This is a genomic window from Anaeromicrobium sediminis, from assembly GCF_002270055.1.
GTDB classification, from domain to species: domain Bacteria; phylum Bacillota; class Clostridia; order Peptostreptococcales; family Thermotaleaceae; genus Anaeromicrobium; species Anaeromicrobium sediminis.
The window spans coordinates 25,485-45,655 of sequence record NZ_NIBG01000030.1 but is presented as its reverse complement, the minus strand read 5'-3'; the positions used below and the strand labels follow the sequence as shown (position 1 = coordinate 45,655).

General features: G+C 31.3%; 16 protein-coding genes. 15 read left to right on the top strand and 1 reads right to left on the bottom strand.

Going from position 1 to position 20,171, the window contains the following annotated elements; genetic code table 11:
- The first annotated feature begins 188 nt into the window (after positions 1–188).
- The 5 genes from CCE28_RS22385 to CCE28_RS20160 all read left to right on the top strand — a co-directional run bounded on the left by CCE28_RS22385 (position 189) and on the right by CCE28_RS20160 (position 3,570).
- Positions 189–365 carry a hypothetical protein gene (locus tag CCE28_RS22385; RefSeq protein ID WP_176461940.1) on the top strand — a complete coding sequence of 59 codons (177 nt, stop codon included), beginning with the start codon at positions 189–191 and terminating at the stop codon, positions 363–365.
- A gap of 74 nt (positions 366–439) precedes the next feature.
- Entirely contained in the window at positions 440–1,837 is a 1,398-nt protein-coding gene (locus CCE28_RS20175) for a PAS domain-containing sensor histidine kinase (RefSeq protein ID WP_095135773.1), read from the top strand.
- A gap of 168 nt (positions 1,838–2,005) precedes the next feature.
- The gene (locus CCE28_RS20170; protein ID WP_095135772.1) at positions 2,006–2,764 is read left to right on the top strand and encodes a DeoR/GlpR family DNA-binding transcription regulator; all 759 of its coding nucleotides are present in this window, start codon (positions 2,006–2,008) and stop codon (positions 2,762–2,764) included.
- Between the two features lie 137 nt (positions 2,765–2,901).
- Positions 2,902–3,291 carry a VOC family protein gene (locus CCE28_RS20165; protein ID WP_095135770.1) on the top strand — a complete coding sequence of 130 codons (390 nt, stop codon included), beginning with the start codon at positions 2,902–2,904 and terminating at the stop codon, positions 3,289–3,291.
- A gap of 87 nt (positions 3,292–3,378) precedes the next feature.
- Positions 3,379–3,570, top strand: coding sequence for a hypothetical protein (locus CCE28_RS20160; protein WP_095135768.1), 192 nt, complete (start codon positions 3,379–3,381; stop codon positions 3,568–3,570).
- Between the two features lie 34 nt (positions 3,571–3,604).
- Here CCE28_RS20160 and CCE28_RS20155 read toward each other — a convergent pair whose 3' ends face one another.
- Positions 3,605–6,184 (bottom strand): FAD-dependent oxidoreductase, encoded by a 2,580-nt coding sequence (locus CCE28_RS20155; RefSeq protein ID WP_095135766.1) that lies wholly within the window; start codon positions 6,182–6,184, stop codon positions 3,605–3,607.
- A gap of 815 nt (positions 6,185–6,999) precedes the next feature.
- Here CCE28_RS20155 and amrA point away from each other — a divergent pair.
- The 10 genes from amrA to nadC all read left to right on the top strand — a co-directional run bounded on the left by amrA (position 7,000) and on the right by nadC (position 20,162).
- Positions 7,000–8,403 carry an AmmeMemoRadiSam system protein A gene (amrA, locus tag CCE28_RS20150; RefSeq protein ID WP_095135764.1) on the top strand — a complete coding sequence of 468 codons (1,404 nt, stop codon included), beginning with the start codon at positions 7,000–7,002 and terminating at the stop codon, positions 8,401–8,403.
- 8 nt (positions 8,404–8,411) lie between these two features.
- Positions 8,412–9,398 carry an AmmeMemoRadiSam system radical SAM enzyme gene (gene amrS, locus CCE28_RS20145; protein WP_095135762.1) on the top strand — a complete coding sequence of 329 codons (987 nt, stop codon included), beginning with the start codon at positions 8,412–8,414 and terminating at the stop codon, positions 9,396–9,398.
- Positions 9,399–9,828: 430 nt separating this feature from the next.
- Complete coding sequence (locus CCE28_RS20140) at positions 9,829–10,785, top strand: D-2-hydroxyacid dehydrogenase (RefSeq protein WP_095135760.1); 957 nt, start codon at positions 9,829–9,831, stop codon at positions 10,783–10,785.
- A gap of 175 nt (positions 10,786–10,960) precedes the next feature.
- Positions 10,961–12,067, top strand: a complete 1,107-nt coding sequence (locus tag CCE28_RS20135) for an efflux RND transporter periplasmic adaptor subunit (RefSeq protein WP_095135758.1) — start codon at positions 10,961–10,963, stop codon at positions 12,065–12,067.
- A gap of 17 nt (positions 12,068–12,084) precedes the next feature.
- The gene (locus tag CCE28_RS20130; RefSeq protein ID WP_095135756.1) at positions 12,085–15,165 is read left to right on the top strand and encodes an efflux RND transporter permease subunit; all 3,081 of its coding nucleotides are present in this window, start codon (positions 12,085–12,087) and stop codon (positions 15,163–15,165) included.
- A gap of 1 nt (position 15,166) precedes the next feature.
- Positions 15,167–15,979 carry a class I SAM-dependent methyltransferase gene (locus CCE28_RS20125; protein ID WP_095135754.1) on the top strand — a complete coding sequence of 271 codons (813 nt, stop codon included), beginning with the start codon at positions 15,167–15,169 and terminating at the stop codon, positions 15,977–15,979.
- A 28-nt stretch (positions 15,980–16,007) separates the two neighbouring features.
- Entirely contained in the window at positions 16,008–16,619 is a 612-nt protein-coding gene (locus CCE28_RS20120; protein WP_095135752.1) for a TetR/AcrR family transcriptional regulator, read from the top strand.
- A gap of 234 nt (positions 16,620–16,853) precedes the next feature.
- Positions 16,854–17,765, top strand: a complete 912-nt coding sequence (gene nadA / locus CCE28_RS20115) for a quinolinate synthase NadA (protein WP_095135750.1) — start codon at positions 16,854–16,856, stop codon at positions 17,763–17,765.
- A gap of 13 nt (positions 17,766–17,778) precedes the next feature.
- On the top strand, positions 17,779–19,344 hold the full coding sequence (nadB, locus tag CCE28_RS20110) for an L-aspartate oxidase (protein ID WP_095135748.1): 1,566 nt from the start codon (positions 17,779–17,781) through the stop codon (positions 19,342–19,344).
- Entirely contained in the window at positions 19,326–20,162 is an 837-nt protein-coding gene (gene nadC, locus CCE28_RS20105) for a carboxylating nicotinate-nucleotide diphosphorylase (protein ID WP_095135746.1), read from the top strand. Before nadB ends, nadC begins: the two co-directional genes overlap by 19 nt.
- The last annotated feature ends 9 nt before the right edge of the window (positions 20,163–20,171 follow it).

Genomic DNA, 20,171 nt, shown 5'->3' with positions numbered 1-20,171 from the left:
AAATCCATTATGGAACACCATGAAGAAGAATATGGCGTAATAAACAAGGAATTTGGTGTGGAGTTTTGGTTCAAATTGAGTATAATTGGTAAACAATAATATTCTGATAAATTTATTATAAAAGGGATACATAGAAATAGAACTCATTATATTAGAAATCACTAAGTTTGATTAAGTAAAAATGCATAATGAGACGAGCGTGTGGTGAGACCATACTCTTTGTAGGAATAAAGACTCAAATTTCTATGGGAAATGGGGCTACTGGTTATAGGCCAGTGACCCTTTCTTGTAGTAATAATCTAAAACATATAGATAAGTATGGGATTTTTAATAGATATTTTTCTCAAGATAAAATTCACGTATAGTTACTAAAGAGTATAAAACATGGTAAAATGTATATGTATTTTACCATGTTTTACACTCTTTAGGAGGTTTTTTAATGAAATTACAAAAGATAGGCCATGTACAGCTTATTATATATAGTTGGATTAATTGTTTGGCTATATTATTAGGATTAATTTTTTATGTTTATAAAATTAAGATAAATTATGCTACTGTCATAGGTGGAATTATTTTGTTATTAATTTTAAATATAATATCACTAATAACAAGTGTAAAAGGAAAAGCTTATATTAGTAAAATAGATGACAAGCTTCAATTGCTGGAAGAAATTATTGAGTCATCACCAAATGCAGTTTTTGTACATAGAAAATTGGAGTTTAAATATTTAAATAAAAAAGCGGCAGAGATTTTTGGATTTGAAAATCCAGAGGATGTAATTGGAAAACATGTAGAAAGTTTTGTAAAATTTAACATAGATGTAATAGGACAAGAAAGATATGAAGCTGTTACAGAAGGAAGATATTTCGAACCTGTTGTAGAAGAAATGTTTTTTAGGGAAAATGGCGAAGTGATCCAAATGGAGATATTTGGGAGCACCATAGAAGTAAAAGGTAATAACTATGCATTAGTCTTATGTAAAAATGTCACTGAAAAAAAGAAAATCTTAGAGCTAGAAGAAAAAGTTTATGAAGAAGAAAAAAAATTGAGAGAAAAAATAGAACATGATAGAATCAAGGACGAATTCTTTGCTAATTTATCTCATGAATTAAGAACTCCATTAACAATAATTTTAGGTGCAATCCAACTTCTTGAAAATACATCTGAATCACTTGTACCTAAACAAGATAAAAGCATGAAAACATTAAAACAGAATGGTTATAGACTATTAAGATTAGTAAATAATTTATTAGATATTACTAAAATAGATGCAGGATATTTTAATATAAAGATGGATAAATATAATATAGTATCTGTAGTTGAAGATATTACATCATCAGTTGTAGATTATGTAGAAAATAAGGGGTTATACATAGAATTTGATACAGAAATTGAGGAAAAAATAGTGAGTTGCCATATGGAGAGTATGGACAGAATTATACTTAATTTATTATCAAATGCCGTAAAATTCACACCAGAGGGTGGATGTATATATGTTAATATTTTTGATGAAATTCATAATGTGAAGATTGTAATAAAGGATACGGGCATAGGAATAAAAGAGGAGAATATTGACTTGATTTTCGATAGATTTAGACAGGTAGATAAGTCATTTACAAGAAATCACGAGGGTAGTGGCATAGGATTATCTATAGTAAAATCTTTAGTAGAGATGCAAGGAGGAACAATATCCTTAAGTAGTGAATATGGTAAGGGAAGTGAATTTATTATAAAACTACCTGTGGAGTATGCATCTATAAATGAAAGATCAAGTACAATAATGGAAAAGGAAGCTTATATAAAACAGAAAATTAATATTGAATTTTCAGATATATAACTTAAGCACTGTCTGAACAAGTCGTATATGACTTGTTCTTTTTTTACTTAAAACATATAAACACTTATATTTAATTAAAAATACTTAAAAACACTTAAAAATACTTGAAAAATTACTTAGTTCAACTTATAATTAAATTAGAAATAAATAAAACAGAGGTGAAGACCCATGTACCAGGAAGAAAGAATACAGATGATTTTAAAATACTTAGGTGAACATAAAAAGATTAGTGTAGAAGAAATTTGTAATCTATGTAATGTATCTAGAGACACAGCAAGAAGAGATTTAGTAAAGTTAGAAGAAAAAGGTTCTATTCTTCGAACACGTGGAGGGGCTCTTTTACCAACTATAACTAGAGAAATAAAAAGCTATAAAGATCGTCTTTATACTGATTCAAAAGAAAAAAAAGCCATTGGGAAACTAGCTGCATCATTAATTAAAAATGATGACAAAATTATTATGGATACTGCTACAACTGTACAAGCATGTGCAGAGTTTTTACAAGTAGATAGTTGTACTGTTATTACAAATTCCATTAATCAAGCAGATATACTTTCAAATAAACCTGGAGTAGATATTCACTTGTTGGGTGGTCAATTAAATCAAGAACAACGTTTTTTATATGGTCCTTCAGTTATATCTATGCTTTCAAATTATTGTGTAGATAAAACATTTGTAGGCTGCTGTGGTGTTACAGAAAAAGGTGTGATGGTTGCCTTTCAAGAGGATGGTTTTGTGATGAAAAAGATGATTGAACAAGCGGATCAAGTAATCTTGCTAGTTGACAGCTCAAAGTTTGGTAAAAAGGGATTTTTCAAATTTGCTGATTTATCACAAATTGACATAATTATTACGGGTCAATTGCCTAATAAAACATTGATGGATGCTTTTAATAAATATGAAATAAATGTTATGCTTGCAAAATAAATTTAAAAGTGTAAGTTATAAGCACCCTATTAGCGTAACCTTGTGGGCGTGATAGTAGGTTAATAAATACCCTATTAGCGTAACCTTTGGGCGTCATAGTAGGGTGTATAATTATAATTTATAGGGAGGATCAAATTATGAGGATTGAACATGTTGCAATATGGACAAAAAACTTAGAAAAGCTTAAAGACTTTTATATTAAATTTTTTCATGGAACTTGTGGAGAAAAATATGTCAATTCCAAAAAAGGATTTGAATCTTATTTCATAAAATTTGAAGATGGTACCAGAATTGAATTAATGCAAATGTCTTCAATACCTTTAAATGCAAATGATATTGAGAAACAATATATGGGGATAATTCATATTGCTTTTTCAGTTGGTTCAAAAGTAAAGGTAGAGGAATTAACGGAAAAATTAAGAGCAGAAGGATACAAGATAGTAAGTGAACCACGAACAACTGGTGATGGATATTATGAAAGTTGTGTTTTAGATTTAGATGGAAATAGGATTGAGATAACAATTTAATTAAAATATACATATGAATTAATGCGAACTATTCAGAAAATTTAAAAAGTATGTTAAAATAAATAAAAGACCTAAGGAGTGATACTTATGAGGGATAATTTAGTTCATATTAATAATTATGAAAAGATTATAGATAGTGATAAAAAAACTATAACCTTGCAAATTGATAAAATACTTCTTAGGAAACTCCATATGGTGTGTAAAGAAACTAATAGAAATAAAAGTCAGTTAGTAAACGATATTTTAAATAATGCCCTTGAACATATACCAATTAAATAAAGTGAAAACGTCCACCTTATGGTGGACGTTTCTATTATTGATTTATTAGACTTATCATATCAGATAGTAGGGTTTTTTCCTTATAAGCTTGAATCATATTTACTGATTTAGAAGTATCTCCTATTAATATGCCTCCTACAAAGGCTTTATTTACAAAGTACATTTTTTTGTAGATGCCTTTTTTGTCATCTTTTATTTCTACTACTTGATAATCTGCATTTTCATCTTTTCCTGTATCTCCTATGGAGAATATGCTAGTATTTAATCCGTTGAAGGATACACTAGGTATTATGTTTTCGTAAGGAATAGTATCTCCAACTGCATTTGCACCGGCAATATTACCTTGTACTAAGGCTTCTTCCCATAGGCAATAGTTTACGCCATCAAACTCAGCCACATCACCGCAAGCATAAATATCTTTCATGCTAGTTTCCATAAACTCATTTACAACTATACCATGATTTGTATCCATATTAGCCTCTTTAGCTAACCCTGCATTGGCGCGTACACCTGCTGATATTACAACTAAATCACTTTCTATTAATGTGCCATCCTTTAACTTAACTCCACTAACTTTATCTTCACCCACAATAGAATCAATGGATGCACCTTTAAATATGTCCATATAATCTTTTATTTTATCTTCTAACATGCTAGAGCCAACTAAATCTAATTGACGAGGGAATATTCTAGGAGCCATTTCAATTACACTTACCTTTAGGCCTAATCTGTGTAATTCCCAAGCAGTTTCAAGACCTAATACTCCTCCACCTATTACTACGGCAGATTTAGAGTTAGAAGCAGCAGCTTTAATATTTTCAGAATCCTTTAAAGTTCTTAAAGTAAATATACCTTCCTTTTCAACTCCATTAATTGGAGGAACAAAGGATCTACTTCCATTTGCAAATATTAATTTATCAAAACTCTTAGTAACAGAATTATTTAATGTGATTGTTTTATTTTTAGGGTCCACACTAGTTACTTCATTTCCTAAGGTTAAGGTAATATTATTCTCAGTATACCAATCTACCTGGTGGATATAGAAATCATCATCATCTAAATGGCCAACAAGGTTTTTAGATAGGTTTGGCCTATAGTATCCAGAAACCTTTTCTTTACTTATTATCTCAATGGAGCAACTTTCATTTCGTTTTCGTATGGCTTCAGCAGCAGCTACGCCAGCAGCACAACCACCAATGATTATTATATTTTCGTCCGTATCATTTTTATAAGTTACATTTTCGCGAGGAATTTCTATGAATTGATCTCTACCTACACCGCATGCTGGACATATTTCAGGAGGTTCTTCTCCTTCGAATATTTCTCCACATACTACACATTTCCAAGCCTTTATTTCACCAGCTTGAGTTTTTATAGTAATGGGTTTTTTGTCTTCAAAAGTAGTAGGAACTTTTCCAGATAAAACGCTGTTAGCAAAGTTTACACCAAACTCAAAGGCTTCCGACAAATTATCCTCTGATGGCTTGAATCTTACTTTAAGACCTTTTCCATATACCTTCATTCGAAGTTGTTTTAGTCTTTCCACAATATGAGGAACACCTTCTCCGCTCCATCCATAGGAACCAAAGGCTGATGCTACTTTACCACTATGAGTAGGAGGGAACATGGATGTAACTAAATCCCAAATTGGTTTTAAGGCTTCTCCATTTATAGTAGGAGTTCCAAATAATACTCCATCTGCCCAATAAATTTCATTTAATACCTTTGTGGATTTTTCTTCTACTAGATCAAATAATTTAACTTCTATATCTCCTGCACTTTTAATACCCTTTGCTATTTCATTAGCTAATTCTCCCGTATATCCATAGGATGATACATAAGGAATTACTACAGTCTTTTTAGTGTTAGGATTTGATTCTGTAGACCATTCTTTGTAGATATCCACTATCTTTCTAGGATTTTCATCAAGAACTGGTCCATGGCCTGGGCCTATTATGTCAATATCTAAATCTTTAATTTTGTCAACCGCTTGAAGAACATAGGGCTTAAATGGTCCCATAATCATATCATAATAGTATTTAAGTGCACTCATATAATCTTCTTCATTAGTGATTTTACTACTTAGTATTGGCTCGAAGGAATAATGAGAACCAAAGGAATCACAAGTGAATAATACACTATCTTCTCTTACATAAGTATATATGGAATCTGGCCAATGTAAGAATGGAACACTGAAAAATTCTAATGTCTTATTTCCTAGGGACAATGTGTCTCCACTTCCAACGGATATGGAATCAAATTCTCTGTTTGCAATATCCTTCATAAATCTCAATGCCGTAGGAGAACCTACTATTTTTATTTTAGGGTTTATTTCTAATAACTTTTCTATAGAACCTGCATGGTCTGGTTCCGTATGGTCTACAATAACATAGTCTATCTTATCTATGTCTACTAGTTTATTTAATCTTTCCAGATAAGAATCAAAGTATTTTACCTTTACCGTCTCTATTAAAGCAGTTTTTTCTGAACCTTTAACCACATAGGAATTATAAGTTGTACCGAATTCTGTATACATAATAATATCAAATACTCTTAAGTTAGGATCTAATGATCCAACCCAATATATATCATCTTTTAATTTTAGTGACTTCATAATAACCTCCTGAATTTATATGTTTCATTTTTGTATTATATATATACTCAGCCAAGTTAAACTTTAAACAATAAATTTTTAACATTATTTTAATTAATATTTAATAGCTTTATATATGTATAGGGATAAATTAAGTAATTATCCTATTTTTAGAGTTACTAATTAGGTTATATTATATTCAATAATATTTAAAAATTAATTATATGAGGTAATTTTATAAAGAATTTTGGCGAATAGATGGTTCGAGATTAGAATGAATTAAATAAAAATAAAGAAATTAAAATAACCCTTCTTTCGAAGGGTCATTTTAAGAAAGGTGAGTAAAACTGGTAAGGTTTGAATCTTTAAGGTAGTCTTATAAAACCATAAAATGGCTCAAACTGTAGAATATAAGACGAAAAATATTCCACAATTCTAATTAAATTTCTAATTAACTTAATGCTCTATTTTCTTGGGGGAAATATGAGTCTTGGTTAAATTAGAGTTGTTGATTTTAATATGATAACACCAAAGATTCAACCTGAGTTAATTTTACCACAAACTTCTAAAGAATTCTACACCCCAAATCCAGTGATAGACAAGGTTGTAGCCCTTTTGAAAGGGTGGAAAAGCCTAGAAATGGCATGATTTCAAGGGTTTCGTAATCGCGATTATTTTTTGAACGCGATTAAAAATTTTTTAATTTTTTTTATTTTTTTAATAAATCGACAAAATAACACAAGATGAATAACAAAAAATACCATATACTGTGATAAAATTTTATTGAATAGACTATAAAATTATTAAAAAGGAATAATAAATTTAGAGGTGATATAATGGGAAAAATTTTAAAAACCTATTTAATGCCCCACCCTCCAATAATTTTGCCAGAGGTGGGAAAGGGAGAAGAGAGAAAAATACAGAATACTATAGATTCTTGCAATGAAATTGCTAAGGAAATTGGCAATCTAAAGCCAGATACTATAATAGTAATAACTCCCCATGGCCCTGTATTTAATGATGCAGTAGCCATATCCTATGGAACTAGTATAAGTGGTGATTTAAGAAAGTTTGGAGTAGATGAGGTAGGTTTATCTTTTAATAATGATAAAAGATTAGTAGATGAAATATATGCTTACTCCAATGGTGAAGGTGTAATGGTGGCAAAGATTGATAAAAATGCTGCTGATACCTATGGGGTAGAATATGAATTAGACCATGGAGCATTAGTTCCCCTATATTTTATAGAAAAAGAGTATAAAGACTTTAATTTAGTACATATAACTTATGGAATGTTGTCTAAAATGCAACTATACAAGTTTGGTATGGCATTAGAAAAGGCATTAGACCATGCAGGGAAGAATGCTGTTATAATAGGTAGCGGAGATTTATCCCATAAGCTAAAAGAGCTCGGGCCCTATGAGTATAGTCCCTATGGACCTAAATTTGATGAAGAGATTATTAAATATTTAGGAGAAGGAGATATATTAGAAATATTTAATATGGACCCTACTATAATAGAACAAGCTGGGGAATGTGGAATGAGATCTATCTATATTATGGCAGGAGCTATGAATGACTATAATATAAGTGGAGAAGTCCTATCCTATGAAGGTCCCTTTGGAGTAGGCTATGGTGTTGTAAAATTTAATCTTGAAAAATCTAATGAAAATAGATATGAAAAAATAGTAAAGAGTAGAGAAGAAAAATTTAAAAATAAATTAGCAAGTGCAGATCCTTATGTGAGGTTAGCGCGAGAGAGTTTGACCCATTATTTAACCCATGGAACTTATACGGATATGCCAGAGTATGTGACAGATGAGATGAAAAATGAAGCTAGGGGTGTTTTTGTCTCTCTAAAGGTAGACGGAGATTTAAGGGGTTGTATAGGTACATTCCTTCCAACTACTAAAAATATTGCCAGTGAAATAATTAGAAATGCAGTGGAAGCTGGAGAGCATGACCCTCGATTTAATCCTGTTCATTTAGAGGAATTAAAGGATATAGACTTTTCTGTAGATGTGCTTACTAAACCTGAAAAGGCTTCTATTAGTGAATTAGATCCAAAGGAGTATGGGGTAATAGTAAAAAGTGGTAGAAAATCAGGTCTGCTATTACCAGACTTAGAAGGTGTAAATACGGTGGAAGAACAATTAAATATTGTCCTTAGAAAGGCTGGCATAGAAGAAGATGAAGCTTATGAAGTAGAGAGATTTAAAGTAATAAGACACAAGGAATAGGTGATACTATGGAAAAAAAGGCCATGTTTTATGAAATAAAAGGTGAAAAGATACATTGTTTTTTATGTCCCCATAATTGCCATATAGGAGAAAATCAATTTGGATTATGTGGAGTAAGGACTAATAAGGATATGGAACTAAAAACTATAAATTATGGTGAAATAGCATCTGCCAATCAAGATCCCATAGAAAAAAAACCACTGTTTCATTTTAAGCCAGGTACTTTAATTTTATCTGTAGGAAGCTTCGGATGTAATTTTGCCTGTGGCTTTTGTCAAAATTATTCCATATCTCAAGAGAGACCAAAGAGTGAATTTGTTGAACCTAAGAAGTTAGCAGATACTACGGCAAACTTAGATAATAATACGGGAATTGCATTTACATATAATGAACCTACAATTTGGTATGAATATGTATATGATGTGGCAAAGGATTTAAAAGAAAATTATGAAGATATAAAGGTAGTATTAGTAACAGATGGATATATAACTAAAGAGGCTTTAGAAAAGTTAATGCCCTATGTGGATGCCATGAATATAGACTTAAAGGGCTTTAGCGAGGAATATTATAAAAAAATATGTAGAGGAAGCTTAAAGCCCGTAATGGAAACTATAGAGTATGCAGCTAAGCATTGTCATGTGGAGATAACTACCCTTTTAGTAAGTTCTTTAAATGACTCTTTAGAGGAAGTGGAAGAAATAAGTAAATTTTTAGCACAAATAAATAAGAATATTCCTCTCCATTTAAGTAGATATTTTCCTACTTATAAGATGAATTTACCAGCCACAGAAATAAATACTATCTTAGAGGCTCAAAAAAGGGCACAAGAACATCTTAACTATGTATTTGTAGGAAATGTTCCTAACATGGATAATTCCACCTATTGTCCTAAATGTAAGGAGCTTTTAATAGATAGACAAAATATGATGGCACAAGTTTATATTACAGATACTGAGTGTCCCACATGTGGATATGAAATAGAGGTAGTTTTATAAGATTAGGATATGAGAGTATCCTAGTCTTATTTTATCTTAATTGATTTATTTCACTTCATAGACACACATAAGTGCAGTTTACATGAGGTATATATAGAGAGACAAACTATTTCCAAACTTAACTTTTGTGAACCTACTACGTTTCTATAAATCAAAAATATTTTCAAAGGTAAGTCACTATCAGACTATAAGCTGTACATCTTATAATTAAGATAGAAGGTTCATAATTGTTTGCAGCATAGGATGTTCTGATGTTCCACCTTCTGAAAAATTTTTGATCTATAGAAACTTGTAGGTAGCTAAAGGTTATTGAGTTTGGAAGTGGTATATATATGTTAGGAGTAATAGGTTATAGTAAAAAGGTGAAGCTTAAATGTATAATTGGATTAGGTAAGGAATTTTTATAAAGAATAAAGGGGTAGGTGAAAAAATGAAAATTGTTATATTAGATAGAAAAACTTTGGGTGAAGATATTGGTTTAGAGGGACTTAATGAGTATGGAGAGGTTATTACATATGAAACAACAAAGGAAAATGAAGTGGAAGAAAGAATAAAAAATGCACATATAGTAATAACTAACAAAGTACTCCTTAATGAAGAGAACATGAATAGGGCAGATAATTTAAAATTAATATGTGTGGCAGCTACAGGTACTAACAATATTGATTTAAGTTATTGTTTAAAAGCAGGTATAAGGGTATGTAATGTGGCAGGGTATTCTACTAACAGTGTAACTCAGCATACCTTTGCCATGTTATTTTATATATTAGAAAATATGGCCTATTATGATGAATATGTAAAGAGTAAAGAATATGTGAAAAGCAATATTTTTACTAATCTTCAAAAGCCCTATTATGAAATTAAAGGGAAGATATGGGGAATTATTGGACTTGGTAATATAGGTAAGAATGTGGCCGAAATAGCGAAAGCCTTTGGCGCTACTATTGTGTATTACTCCACATCTGGACAAAATATAAATGATAAATATGTGAAATTAGATTTAGAGGAACTTTTAAAAGTTTCAGATATTGTATCTATTCATGCTCCACTCAATGATAAAACTAAAAATTTATTAAACTACGAAAATTTAAAGTGTATGAAAGAAAGTTCCATATTAATAAATGTGGGCAGGGGTGGCATTGTTAATGAAGAGGATTTAATTAAAATACTAAATGAAAATAAAATAAGAGGTGCAGCCTTAGATGTTTTGGAAAAGGAACCAATGAGAGAAAATAGTCCTCTATTCAAATTGGAAGATAAGAACAAAATACTAATAACTCCCCATATAGGATGGGCTAGTAAGGAAGCTAGACATACTCTCATGGAGGAAATTGCATTAAATATAGATAGCTTTTTAAAGGGTGAAGATAGAAATAAAGTTGTATAGGAATAGTTTATATTACAGAATAGATGTAGTTTTATAAAAGGAGATTAGGATAGGAATATATCCTAATCTTCTTTTGTTTTAATTAGTAAAAAAACACAAAGTTATTGATAATGATTATCAATGATGATATAATTAATTGACGGTGACGTCGGTTGCTAAAAAAGGGGGGAGAATTGTGAAAATTAAAAAGAAAGTAATAATACTCCTGATAATAGGGATTATTGGTATTGGTGGGTATTCGAAAAAAGATGGTTTATTTGTAGGAAAAGCTGAAGACACTAAGAAAATTTTACCAATAGTCATGAATATTCAAGGGGAAAAGGTTAAGGAAATGGAAGTAGAAGAAATCATTCATCTTACAGGAACCATAGAAGAAAAAGAAAAGGCTTTTGTAAGTAGTAAAATATCTGGAAAGGTCAATATGATAAAAGCAAAGGATGGAGATTTTGTTAAGAAGGGTCAGTTACTTTTGGGACTAGAAAGAGAAGATAATGAAAATAATGTGGAATTATCTAAAGCCACATTTGAAAAAGCAAAGGCTAATTTTGATTCAGCAAAGATAAATCATGATAGAGTAAAAAGATTATATGATCAGGGGATAGTATCTAAAAGTGAATATGATAATGTAAATACTCTATACTTAGTGGCAAAGGCAGAGTTGAGAAGTGCTGAAACAGGAATTGCAATTGCTAAAGAAGCTTTTAGTAATACATCAATTTTTTCACCTATGAAGGGAATTGTTACAAGGAAAGATGTGTCAATAGGGCAAGTTTTATCACCAGGAATGGAGTTAATGGAAATAAGAGATATTTCTTCTGTATATATGATTGTAAATATTAAACAGTCTGATTTATCAAAAGTAAAATTAAATCAAGAAGTAAAAATAGAGATAGATTCTTATGGAGATAAAGAATTTAAAGGATATATAAAAGAAATAGGGAGTATAGCAAAAGAGTCCAATCGTACTTTTAAAACTAAGATACTTATAAAAAATAAAGATTTTCTTTTAAAGCCAGGTATGTTTGCTAGTTGTCATATTAAAACGGGAAATGAAAATAATCTGGTCTACATACCAGTTAAGTCATTACTCGGTGGAGAAGGGGAATACTATACATATGTTATAGATGAGAATAAAGCTAAACGGGTATCCGTAGAAATTGGAGAAATTATAAATGATAATGTAGTTATAAAATCAGGATTACAAAAGGATCAAGTGGTTGCTGTTACAAATTTAAATCAATTAAAAGATGAAGACTTGGTAAAGTTACTTTTAAATAAGTGAGGAAAGGGGAGTAGCTTATGTATATATCTGATGTTAGTATAAAAAGACCAGTTTTTGCAATTGTTTTAATCTTAGGACTAGTAACCCTTGGAATACTTAGCTATTTTGATTTAAGTGTAAATGAATATCCAGAGATGGAGTTTCCCTATGTATCTATAACTATTGTAGAACCAGGAGCATCTGCTCAGCAGATTGAAAATAATATTTCTCAGAAAGTTGAAGAAGCAGTGGCTCAGGTAGCTGGGGTTAAGCATATTTATACAATTGTTCGAGAAGGGGTTTCAATTATTTGGGCAGAATTCACTTTAGAAACTTCTGCACCTGTTGCGGCCCAAGACATCAGGGATAAAATAAGCTCAGTAAGAGGCCAGTTACCTGCTGATATAGAAGAGCCAATTATTGAAAGGTTTGACCCAAGTGCTGCACCCATAGTAACTATAGCTGTAACGGGAAATGGGACAATGAAAAATCTTACACAGATAGTAGACGATAAAATAAAGGAAAAATTAACATCAATAGATGGTGTGGGAGCAGTGAATATATATGGCAGGGCAGAAAGAGAAATTCAAATAAAGTTAAATAAAGAAAAAATGGCTGCATATGGACTTACTACTGAAGAGGTTGTAAATAGCTTAAAGGGCGAAAATATGGATGTGCCAGTGGGCAAACTTACAATGGCCCATAACCAAATATTTTTACGTACAGAGGGGAATTTAAAAAATATATGGGATTTTTACAATTTAGTAGTAGGGAAAAAAGATGGAGTATTAATTTATGTAAAGGATATTGCCATAGTAGTAGATGGAATAAAGGAACAAGACAGTTTATCAAGCTATAGTGGTAGTGAATCTATAGGTATAGATATAATAAAGCAAGCAAAGACAAATACTGTGGAGATAGCAGATAAAATAAAGAAAACAATAGACAAAATACAAAAGGATTTACCTGCAAATGTAAAGATAGAAGTAATAATGGATAATTCAATAAATATTAGAAATTCCATAGAAGATGTTATTCAAACTATTTTTATAGGAAGTATTCTGGCCATATTTGTTATATTTGTATTCTTAAAGGATTGGAGAAGTACACTGATTAGTGCCATAACTCTCCCAACTTCAATCATAACAACTTTCTTTGTTATGAAGATATTAAAATTTTCATTAAATACCATGTCTCTTATGGCACTTTCTCTTTCCGTAGGAATGTTAATAGACGATACCATAGTTGTCATAGAAAATATATCAAGGCATATGAGTATGGGAAAAAAAAACATGGAAGCAGCAAAAGAATCTATGGAAGAAATAGGTTTTGCTATTATTGCTACAACCCTTTCAATTGTTGCAGCATTCTTGCCCGTTGGACTTATGGATGGAGTGATAGGAAGGTTTTTTCAACAATTTGGCATAACCGTGGCCTTTAGTGTTTTAGTATCCACATTAGTTGCCCTTACACTTACACCTATGCTTTCTTCAAGGCTTTTAAAAATGGAGAACCTAACAAAGAATAGAAATATAGTGTATAGAGTATTAGATCACTTTAACAATAACTTTGATAGACTCATAAAAGTTTATTTAAGTGTTTTGAGAATATCATTAAGGCACAGAATAGTTACAATGATTATAGCTATATTAATGTTCGTAGGAAGTCTTATGACTATACCTCATTTAGGATCAAGCTTTATAACTACTGCTGATATAGGAGAATTTATGATTGCAGTGGAATTAGATTCGGGCCTTAGTATGGATGCAGCTGAGAGGAAAACATTAGAAATAGAAAAAATATTAAATGATACACCTCATGTTATAAAAACATATGGAACTATAAAATCAGATAAAATAGACATATTTGTAAAACTAAATGATAAAAATCATAGGGAGCTTACTATAGAACAAGTAATTGCACAGCTTAGAAATAAATTTAAAGAGATACCCGGTATTCAAAGTGCTTTTAATATAAAAGCATTTGATACGGATAAGAAGGTTCAGATATATGTCTTAGGAGAGGATCCAGAAGTGATTCAAAGACTAGGAGAAAAGACAGTAAAGCTTATGAATGGAATTCCAGGTGCTGTAGATGTATCTAGTAGCTATAAACCGGGAAGTCCACAGGTAAATATAAAAATTGACCATGAGAAAGCTAATGATCTTGGAATATCTACAGCTCAGATTGCAGATACCATGCATACTTTATTTAGTGGAAAAGTAGTCAGTAAATATTCATCAGGTGAAGATAGATATGATGTAAAGCTAATACTTGATGATAAAGAGAGAAAAAATATGAGTGATTTAGAAAATATATATTTATATAGTACCAAAAATGAAGAATTAGTTTCCTTAGATCAAGTTACTAATATTATATTTGATACTACATCAAATGAACTTAGAAGATTTGACAGAAAGAAGGAAGTCTTTGTATCAGCAAATGTGGATGGAGTTTCAATAGGAGAGTTCAATAAAATATTCTTTGATAGATTAGAAAAGGAAATAGAAATTCCAGAAGGTTATTCAATTGAGGCAAAGGGAGATGCTGAGATGATGGAGGAGACATTTATAAATATGCTCAAAGCATTAGTTACAGCCGTATTGTTTATCTTCTTCATATTGGCAGCCCAATTTGAAAGTTTCATAGACCCTTTTGCTATAATGCTATCATTGCCTTTGGCCATAATCGGAACAATACTTGGCTTATTAGCTCTAGGTAGTGATTTGAGCATGATGTCTATGGTTGGTGTAATAATGCTTATGGGATTAGTTACAAAAAACGCCATATTGCTCATTGATTATATTAAGCAGCAAAGGGAAGCTAACATAGAGAGAACTGAGGCCATATTGAAGGCTGGAAATACAAGGTTTAGACCTATAATGATGACTTCCTTGTCAACCATATTTGGGATGATTCCTCTAGGCCTAGCATTAGGACCTGGAGCAGAAGCCAGAGCACCAATGGCCCATGCCATAATGGGAGGAATGATTACATCTACCATACTTACTTTGATTGTTGTTCCAGTAGTTTACACAATATTAGACGATATTAAGGGGTTTATTATGAAAAGGTTTAAGAAAAGTACAAATATTAAATATATAGAAGGAGTGAATTAATATGCAAAAGCATGAGGTGCAATTAGTAGGGGTTCCTGAAACAATGCTTATACCATTATGGGCGAAGGCACAGGAGACAAAAAGAGAAGATAGTATAATAAAAGATTTTAAAGCTTTAGAGATAATAGAACAAATTGATTATGATTTTTCCATATTTGGCAGTTATGATGAATTTTATAAAACACAAGTTGGAGTTGCAGCAAGAACTAAAATATTAGATAATTTGACTAAAGAATATATTGAAAATAATCCTAAAGGAACTATAATAAATATGGGCGCAGGTTTAGATACACGACCTACGAGAATAGATATTAAGGAAGCTAATTGGTATGATATAGATTTGGTAGAGGGAATTAATATTAGAAAAAAATTTATAGATGAAACGGATCAACTTAAATTTATAGAAAAATCTTTATTTGATTACCAGTGGATAGATTTAATAGACAAAAGGGATAAAGTTCTTTTTATTGCAGAGGGAATACTAATGTATTTTAGTATGGAACAATTACAAGAATTGTTTAAAAAATTAGCAGATAACTTTACAAATTCCCATATGATTTTTGAAGCAATGGACCCTTTAGCCGTAGGAAGAGCAAAGAGACATGAATCAGTGAAAAAGCTAAAGACAAAAGCTGAGTTTCTTTCTGGATTTAAGTCAGGAAAAGAGGTAGAGTCCTTTGATGATAGGCTTAAGTTCACAGGAGAATGGTATCATATGGACATTGGAGGGAAACGATGGAAAGGTTTGAGGCTTTTTTCCATAATTCCAAGATTGAAAAAGATGGCAAAAATAATAAAAATTAAAGTAAACTAGACTATACTATACACTTGGAGGAAGACAGATGGCCAAATTTCAAAGAAAAACTAGACAAGAGAGAGTTGAAGAAATAAAAAAAGGTGCCTTGGAAGTATTTTTGAAAAAGGGATATAAAAATACTACAATGGAAGATGTAATAGATAATACAAGTCTTTCAAAGGGTGGAGTATATAATTATTTTGGAAGTACAAAAGAAATACTAGTAGCTATAATGAAGGACGGCAATAACATTAGTAAGCAAAGAGTAATTAAAAAAGGCATAAATTCAGTGAAAAGCAAGGATGAATTATGTAAAGTATTAGCAGAGGCAGCAGTAGAAAAAATAACGGCAGAGTTACCGGAAAAGAACCTATACCTTATGTTTGCTTATGAAATGATTTATGAACCGCAGTTTGAACAGATACACATGGAATTAGAAAAAGATTTCTATAGGGAAATAGGTAGGACAATTGAAAAGGAACATCCATTTTTCAAGGTAAAAGAGTATAAAGATGAAAAAGCATTTATTAGTCGAGTCATTAGTGGATTAGTTTTTGCAAATACTCTTTTCAAGGATAAAACTATTTTTCAAAATCACAAAGAATACCTTTATAAAATGCTTGAAGATTTATTTAAAGAATTAATTGTAGAAGAGTAGAATGAAATCTAAAAAATGCAAAGATTAGAAATATAAATAACAATATTAATTGGAGTTGTGTAAGCTTATTACTTGAAATTTACACAACTCTATTATTGTATAAGGTTTTTGTAAGTGGTTAATAACAAATCTAGGGTATTGTATAAATACAAAAGATTTGTTATATTTTTTATAATAGGTGACAAGACAGATGTAATGACAGTGAAAATTCTATTAAAGAAGGGGTTGGAAAAGATGAATGAAAAAGAAATGGTAAGTGAAATACAGAGATTAAAAGAAGAAAAAAATGCCGTTATTTTGGCTCATAACTATCAAATACCTGAAATACAGGATATAGCCGATATTGTGGGAGATTCCTTAAAACTTAGTCAAGAGGCAGCAAAAACTCATGCAGATGTAATTGTTTTTGCAGGGGTCCATTTTATGGCAGAAAGTGCAAAAATTTTGTCTCCTGAAAAAAAAGTATTATTACCTGCAGTTGATGCAGGATGTCCTATGGCAGATATGGTGGATGCAGAGGAACTTAAACTTTTTAAAAGGGAAAATCCACATATACCAATTGTCTGTTATGTAAATTCTTCGGCAGAAGTGAAGGCTGAAAGTGATGTTTGCTGTACGTCTTCTAATGCCATAAAGATTGTAAAAGGAATTAAAGAAGATAAAATCCTATTTGTACCTGATCAAAATCTAGGAAGCTATATTGCAAAACATGTACCAGAGAAGGAAATTATCCTTTGGGAAGGTTTTTGTATTACCCATCATCGTGTGAAAGGGATAGAAGTAGATAGAGTTAGAGAACATCGTCCAGATGCATTGATACTTGTTCACCCAGAATGTAAACCAGAGGTAGTTGAGAAAGCTGATTTTGTTGGAAGTACTTCTCAAATTATTGACTATGCAAGTAAGTCACATAAGAAAGAATTTATTATTGGTACAGAAATGGGAGTTATTCATAAACTTTGTAAAGATAATCCAGATAAGAAATTTTATTTATTATCACAAGGATTAACTTGCGTTAATATGAAAAAGACCACCCTTGATCATATTTATAGGGCTTTGGCATTTGAACAACACGAAATAACAGTAGAAGAAGAAGTTAGACAGAAAGCTTTAGGATCTCTTGAGAGAATGCTTGAGCTTAGTTAAGGAGATGAAAATGATGAAATCCAGATATATTAGTGGCTTTCATGATTCAAATATTCCAAAAGAAATCTGTGATGTGATTGTTTTAGGAACAGGAGTTGCAGGACTATTCACTGCTTTAAATATAAATGATAAATATAAGGTAAAGGTTCTTTCAAAAGGGGAACTCGAGGATAACAATAGTAATCTAGCTCAAGGGGGGATTGCTGCATGTGTACATCCTCAAGATGATTTCAAATGTCATTATGAGGATACATTGAGAGCAGGAGCCTATTATAACAGAGTAGAAACTACAAAGATTTTAATTGAAGAAGCACCAGAAAATATTCAAAAGCTATTAGATTATGGTACAGATTTTGATAGAGATGAAAATGAAAACTTGAAGGTAACTAGAGAAGGTGGGCATACAAAAAGAAGGGTTCTTCATGCAAAGGATGCTACAGGAAGGGAAGTCATAAGGGCCTTGAAAGAAGAAGCCAAATGTAGAGAAAATATTCAGATTCAAGAACATGTCTTTGCTGTGGATATTATAACAAATGAAAATGCAGTCTGTGGAATTTTGACTTTGAATGAAAAGGGACAAAAGGCAATCTATCAAAGCAAGGCAGTAGTTTTGGCAACAGGCGGAGTAGGTCAAGTTTATAAAAATACTACAAATTCATCTGTTGCTACAGGAGACGGCATTGCAATGGCATATAGAGCAGGAACAGTTATTTCTGACATGGAGTTTATACAATTCCATCCTACTGCCATGTATAGTGAAAAATGGGGACAAAAATTCTTAATATCTGAAGCCGTAAGAGGAGAAGGAGCTATTTTAAGAAATACAAATGGTGAAGCATTTATGAAAAAATATGATAAAATGGCTGACTTAGCACCGAGAGATATAGTAGCAAGAAGTATTTTTACAGAGAAGGTTAAAACGGGGAAACCCTATGTTTATCTTGATATTACACATAAAGATCCTGACTTTGTTAAAAATAGATTTCCTACTATCTATAAAAAATGTTTAGAACAAGGAATTGATATTACAAAGGAATATATTCCAGTGTCTCCTGTGCAGCACTATATTATGGGTGGCATATATACGGATGAATATGGAAAAACAAACATTAAGGGACTTTATGCATGTGGGGAATGTAGTTGTACAGGAGTACATGGTGCAAATAGGCTTGCAAGCAATTCTTTACTAGAGGGGATTGTCTTTGGTAATAGAGTTATTCAATCTTTAAATGGTTATATTGAACAGGTAGAAATAAGACCATTGCCTATAGGACCAATGAGCTTATATAAAGATGATAAGTACTTAGATATTAAGCAGATAAAAGAAAAAATTCAAAATATAATGGATGAACATGTATCCATTCTTAGAAATGAGAAAGGATTAAGATATGCATTAAAGGAAACGGAAAAAATATACTGTAGTTTATTAGGAGAAAAAACTTCAGTAGAATATTATGAATCTATGAATATATGTACAGTTGCAGTACTTATTATAGAAGCTGCTTTGAAAAGAAGAGAAAGCCTTGGGGCACATTATAGAGTAGATAGGGAGGGAAAAGATTGTATAATAAATTTTTAGTAGAGAAAATCATAAAAAATGGGCTTATAGAGGATATGAACTATGGAGACACAACTACAGACATATTAATTGATGATGATAGCATTTCAGAAGCTCTTATGATTGCAAAGGAAGATGGCGTTATTGCAGGACTTCCTATTGCAGAGGCGGTCTTTCAATTATTAGACCAGGATATAGAATTTTATCCCATAAAAAAAGATGGAGATAGGGTAAAAAAAGGAGACCATATTGCAAGAATTAAAGGGAATACAAAAAACATATTAAAAGGAGAAAGGCTGTCTCTAAACCTAATTCAGAGAATGTCAGGGATTGCATCTAAAGCACGAGAGTATGCAGACCTAGTAGGGGAATATAATACGAGGGTAGTAGATACTAGAAAGACCACACCAGGACTTAGAATGTTGGAGAAATATGCAGTTCGTGTGGGAGGATGTTACAACCATAGATTTAATTTATCAGATGCAGTAATGATTAAGGACAATCATATAAAGGCAGTAGGAGGGATTAAAGAGGCCGTAGAAAGGACCCGTGAAAATATTCCACATACTATGAAAATAGAAGTAGAAGTTACATGTCTAGGAGAATTAAAAGAGGCATTAGAGGCAAGGTCAGATATTATTATGTTAGATAATATGGATATAGAAACCATGAAGGAAGCTGTAGAGATCACAAATGATAGGGCCATTCTTGAGGCTTCTGGAAATATTAAAATAGAGAGATTAAAATCTATTGCAGAAATAGGGGTTCATGTGATTTCTGTGGGAGCTCTTACCCATTCTGTGAATGCAATGGATATCAGTTTAATAATAGTAAAGTAGATGAAATAA

Bases quoted from the DNA above. Each gene is read 5' to 3' on its own strand.
- amrS (WP_095135762.1), top strand. From the start codon at position 8,412: ATGGAAAAAAAGGCCATGTTTTATGAAATAAAAGGTGAAAAGATACAT.
- CCE28_RS20125 (WP_095135754.1), top strand. From the start codon at position 15,167: ATGCAAAAGCATGAGGTGCAATTAGTAGGGGTTCCTGAAACAATGCTT.
- CCE28_RS20120 (WP_095135752.1), top strand. From the start codon at position 16,008: ATGGCCAAATTTCAAAGAAAAACTAGACAAGAGAGAGTTGAAGAAATA.
- CCE28_RS20130 (WP_095135756.1), top strand. From the start codon at position 12,085: ATGTATATATCTGATGTTAGTATAAAAAGACCAGTTTTTGCAATTGTT.
- nadB (WP_095135748.1), top strand. From the start codon at position 17,779: ATGAAATCCAGATATATTAGTGGCTTTCATGATTCAAATATTCCAAAA.
- CCE28_RS20140 (WP_095135760.1), top strand. From the start codon at position 9,829: ATGAAAATTGTTATATTAGATAGAAAAACTTTGGGTGAAGATATTGGT.
- CCE28_RS22385 (WP_176461940.1), top strand. From the start codon at position 189: ATGAGACGAGCGTGTGGTGAGACCATACTCTTTGTAGGAATAAAGACT.
- CCE28_RS20165 (WP_095135770.1), top strand. From the start codon at position 2,902: ATGAGGATTGAACATGTTGCAATATGGACAAAAAACTTAGAAAAGCTT.
- CCE28_RS20160 (WP_095135768.1), top strand. From the start codon at position 3,379: ATGAGGGATAATTTAGTTCATATTAATAATTATGAAAAGATTATAGAT.
- amrA (WP_095135764.1), top strand. From the start codon at position 7,000: ATGGGAAAAATTTTAAAAACCTATTTAATGCCCCACCCTCCAATAATT.
- nadA (WP_095135750.1), top strand. From the start codon at position 16,854: ATGAATGAAAAAGAAATGGTAAGTGAAATACAGAGATTAAAAGAAGAA.
- CCE28_RS20175 (WP_095135773.1), top strand. From the start codon at position 440: ATGAAATTACAAAAGATAGGCCATGTACAGCTTATTATATATAGTTGG.
- CCE28_RS20170 (WP_095135772.1), top strand. From the start codon at position 2,006: ATGTACCAGGAAGAAAGAATACAGATGATTTTAAAATACTTAGGTGAA.
- CCE28_RS20155 (WP_095135766.1), bottom strand. From the start codon at position 6,184: ATGAAGTCACTAAAATTAAAAGATGATATATATTGGGTTGGATCATTA.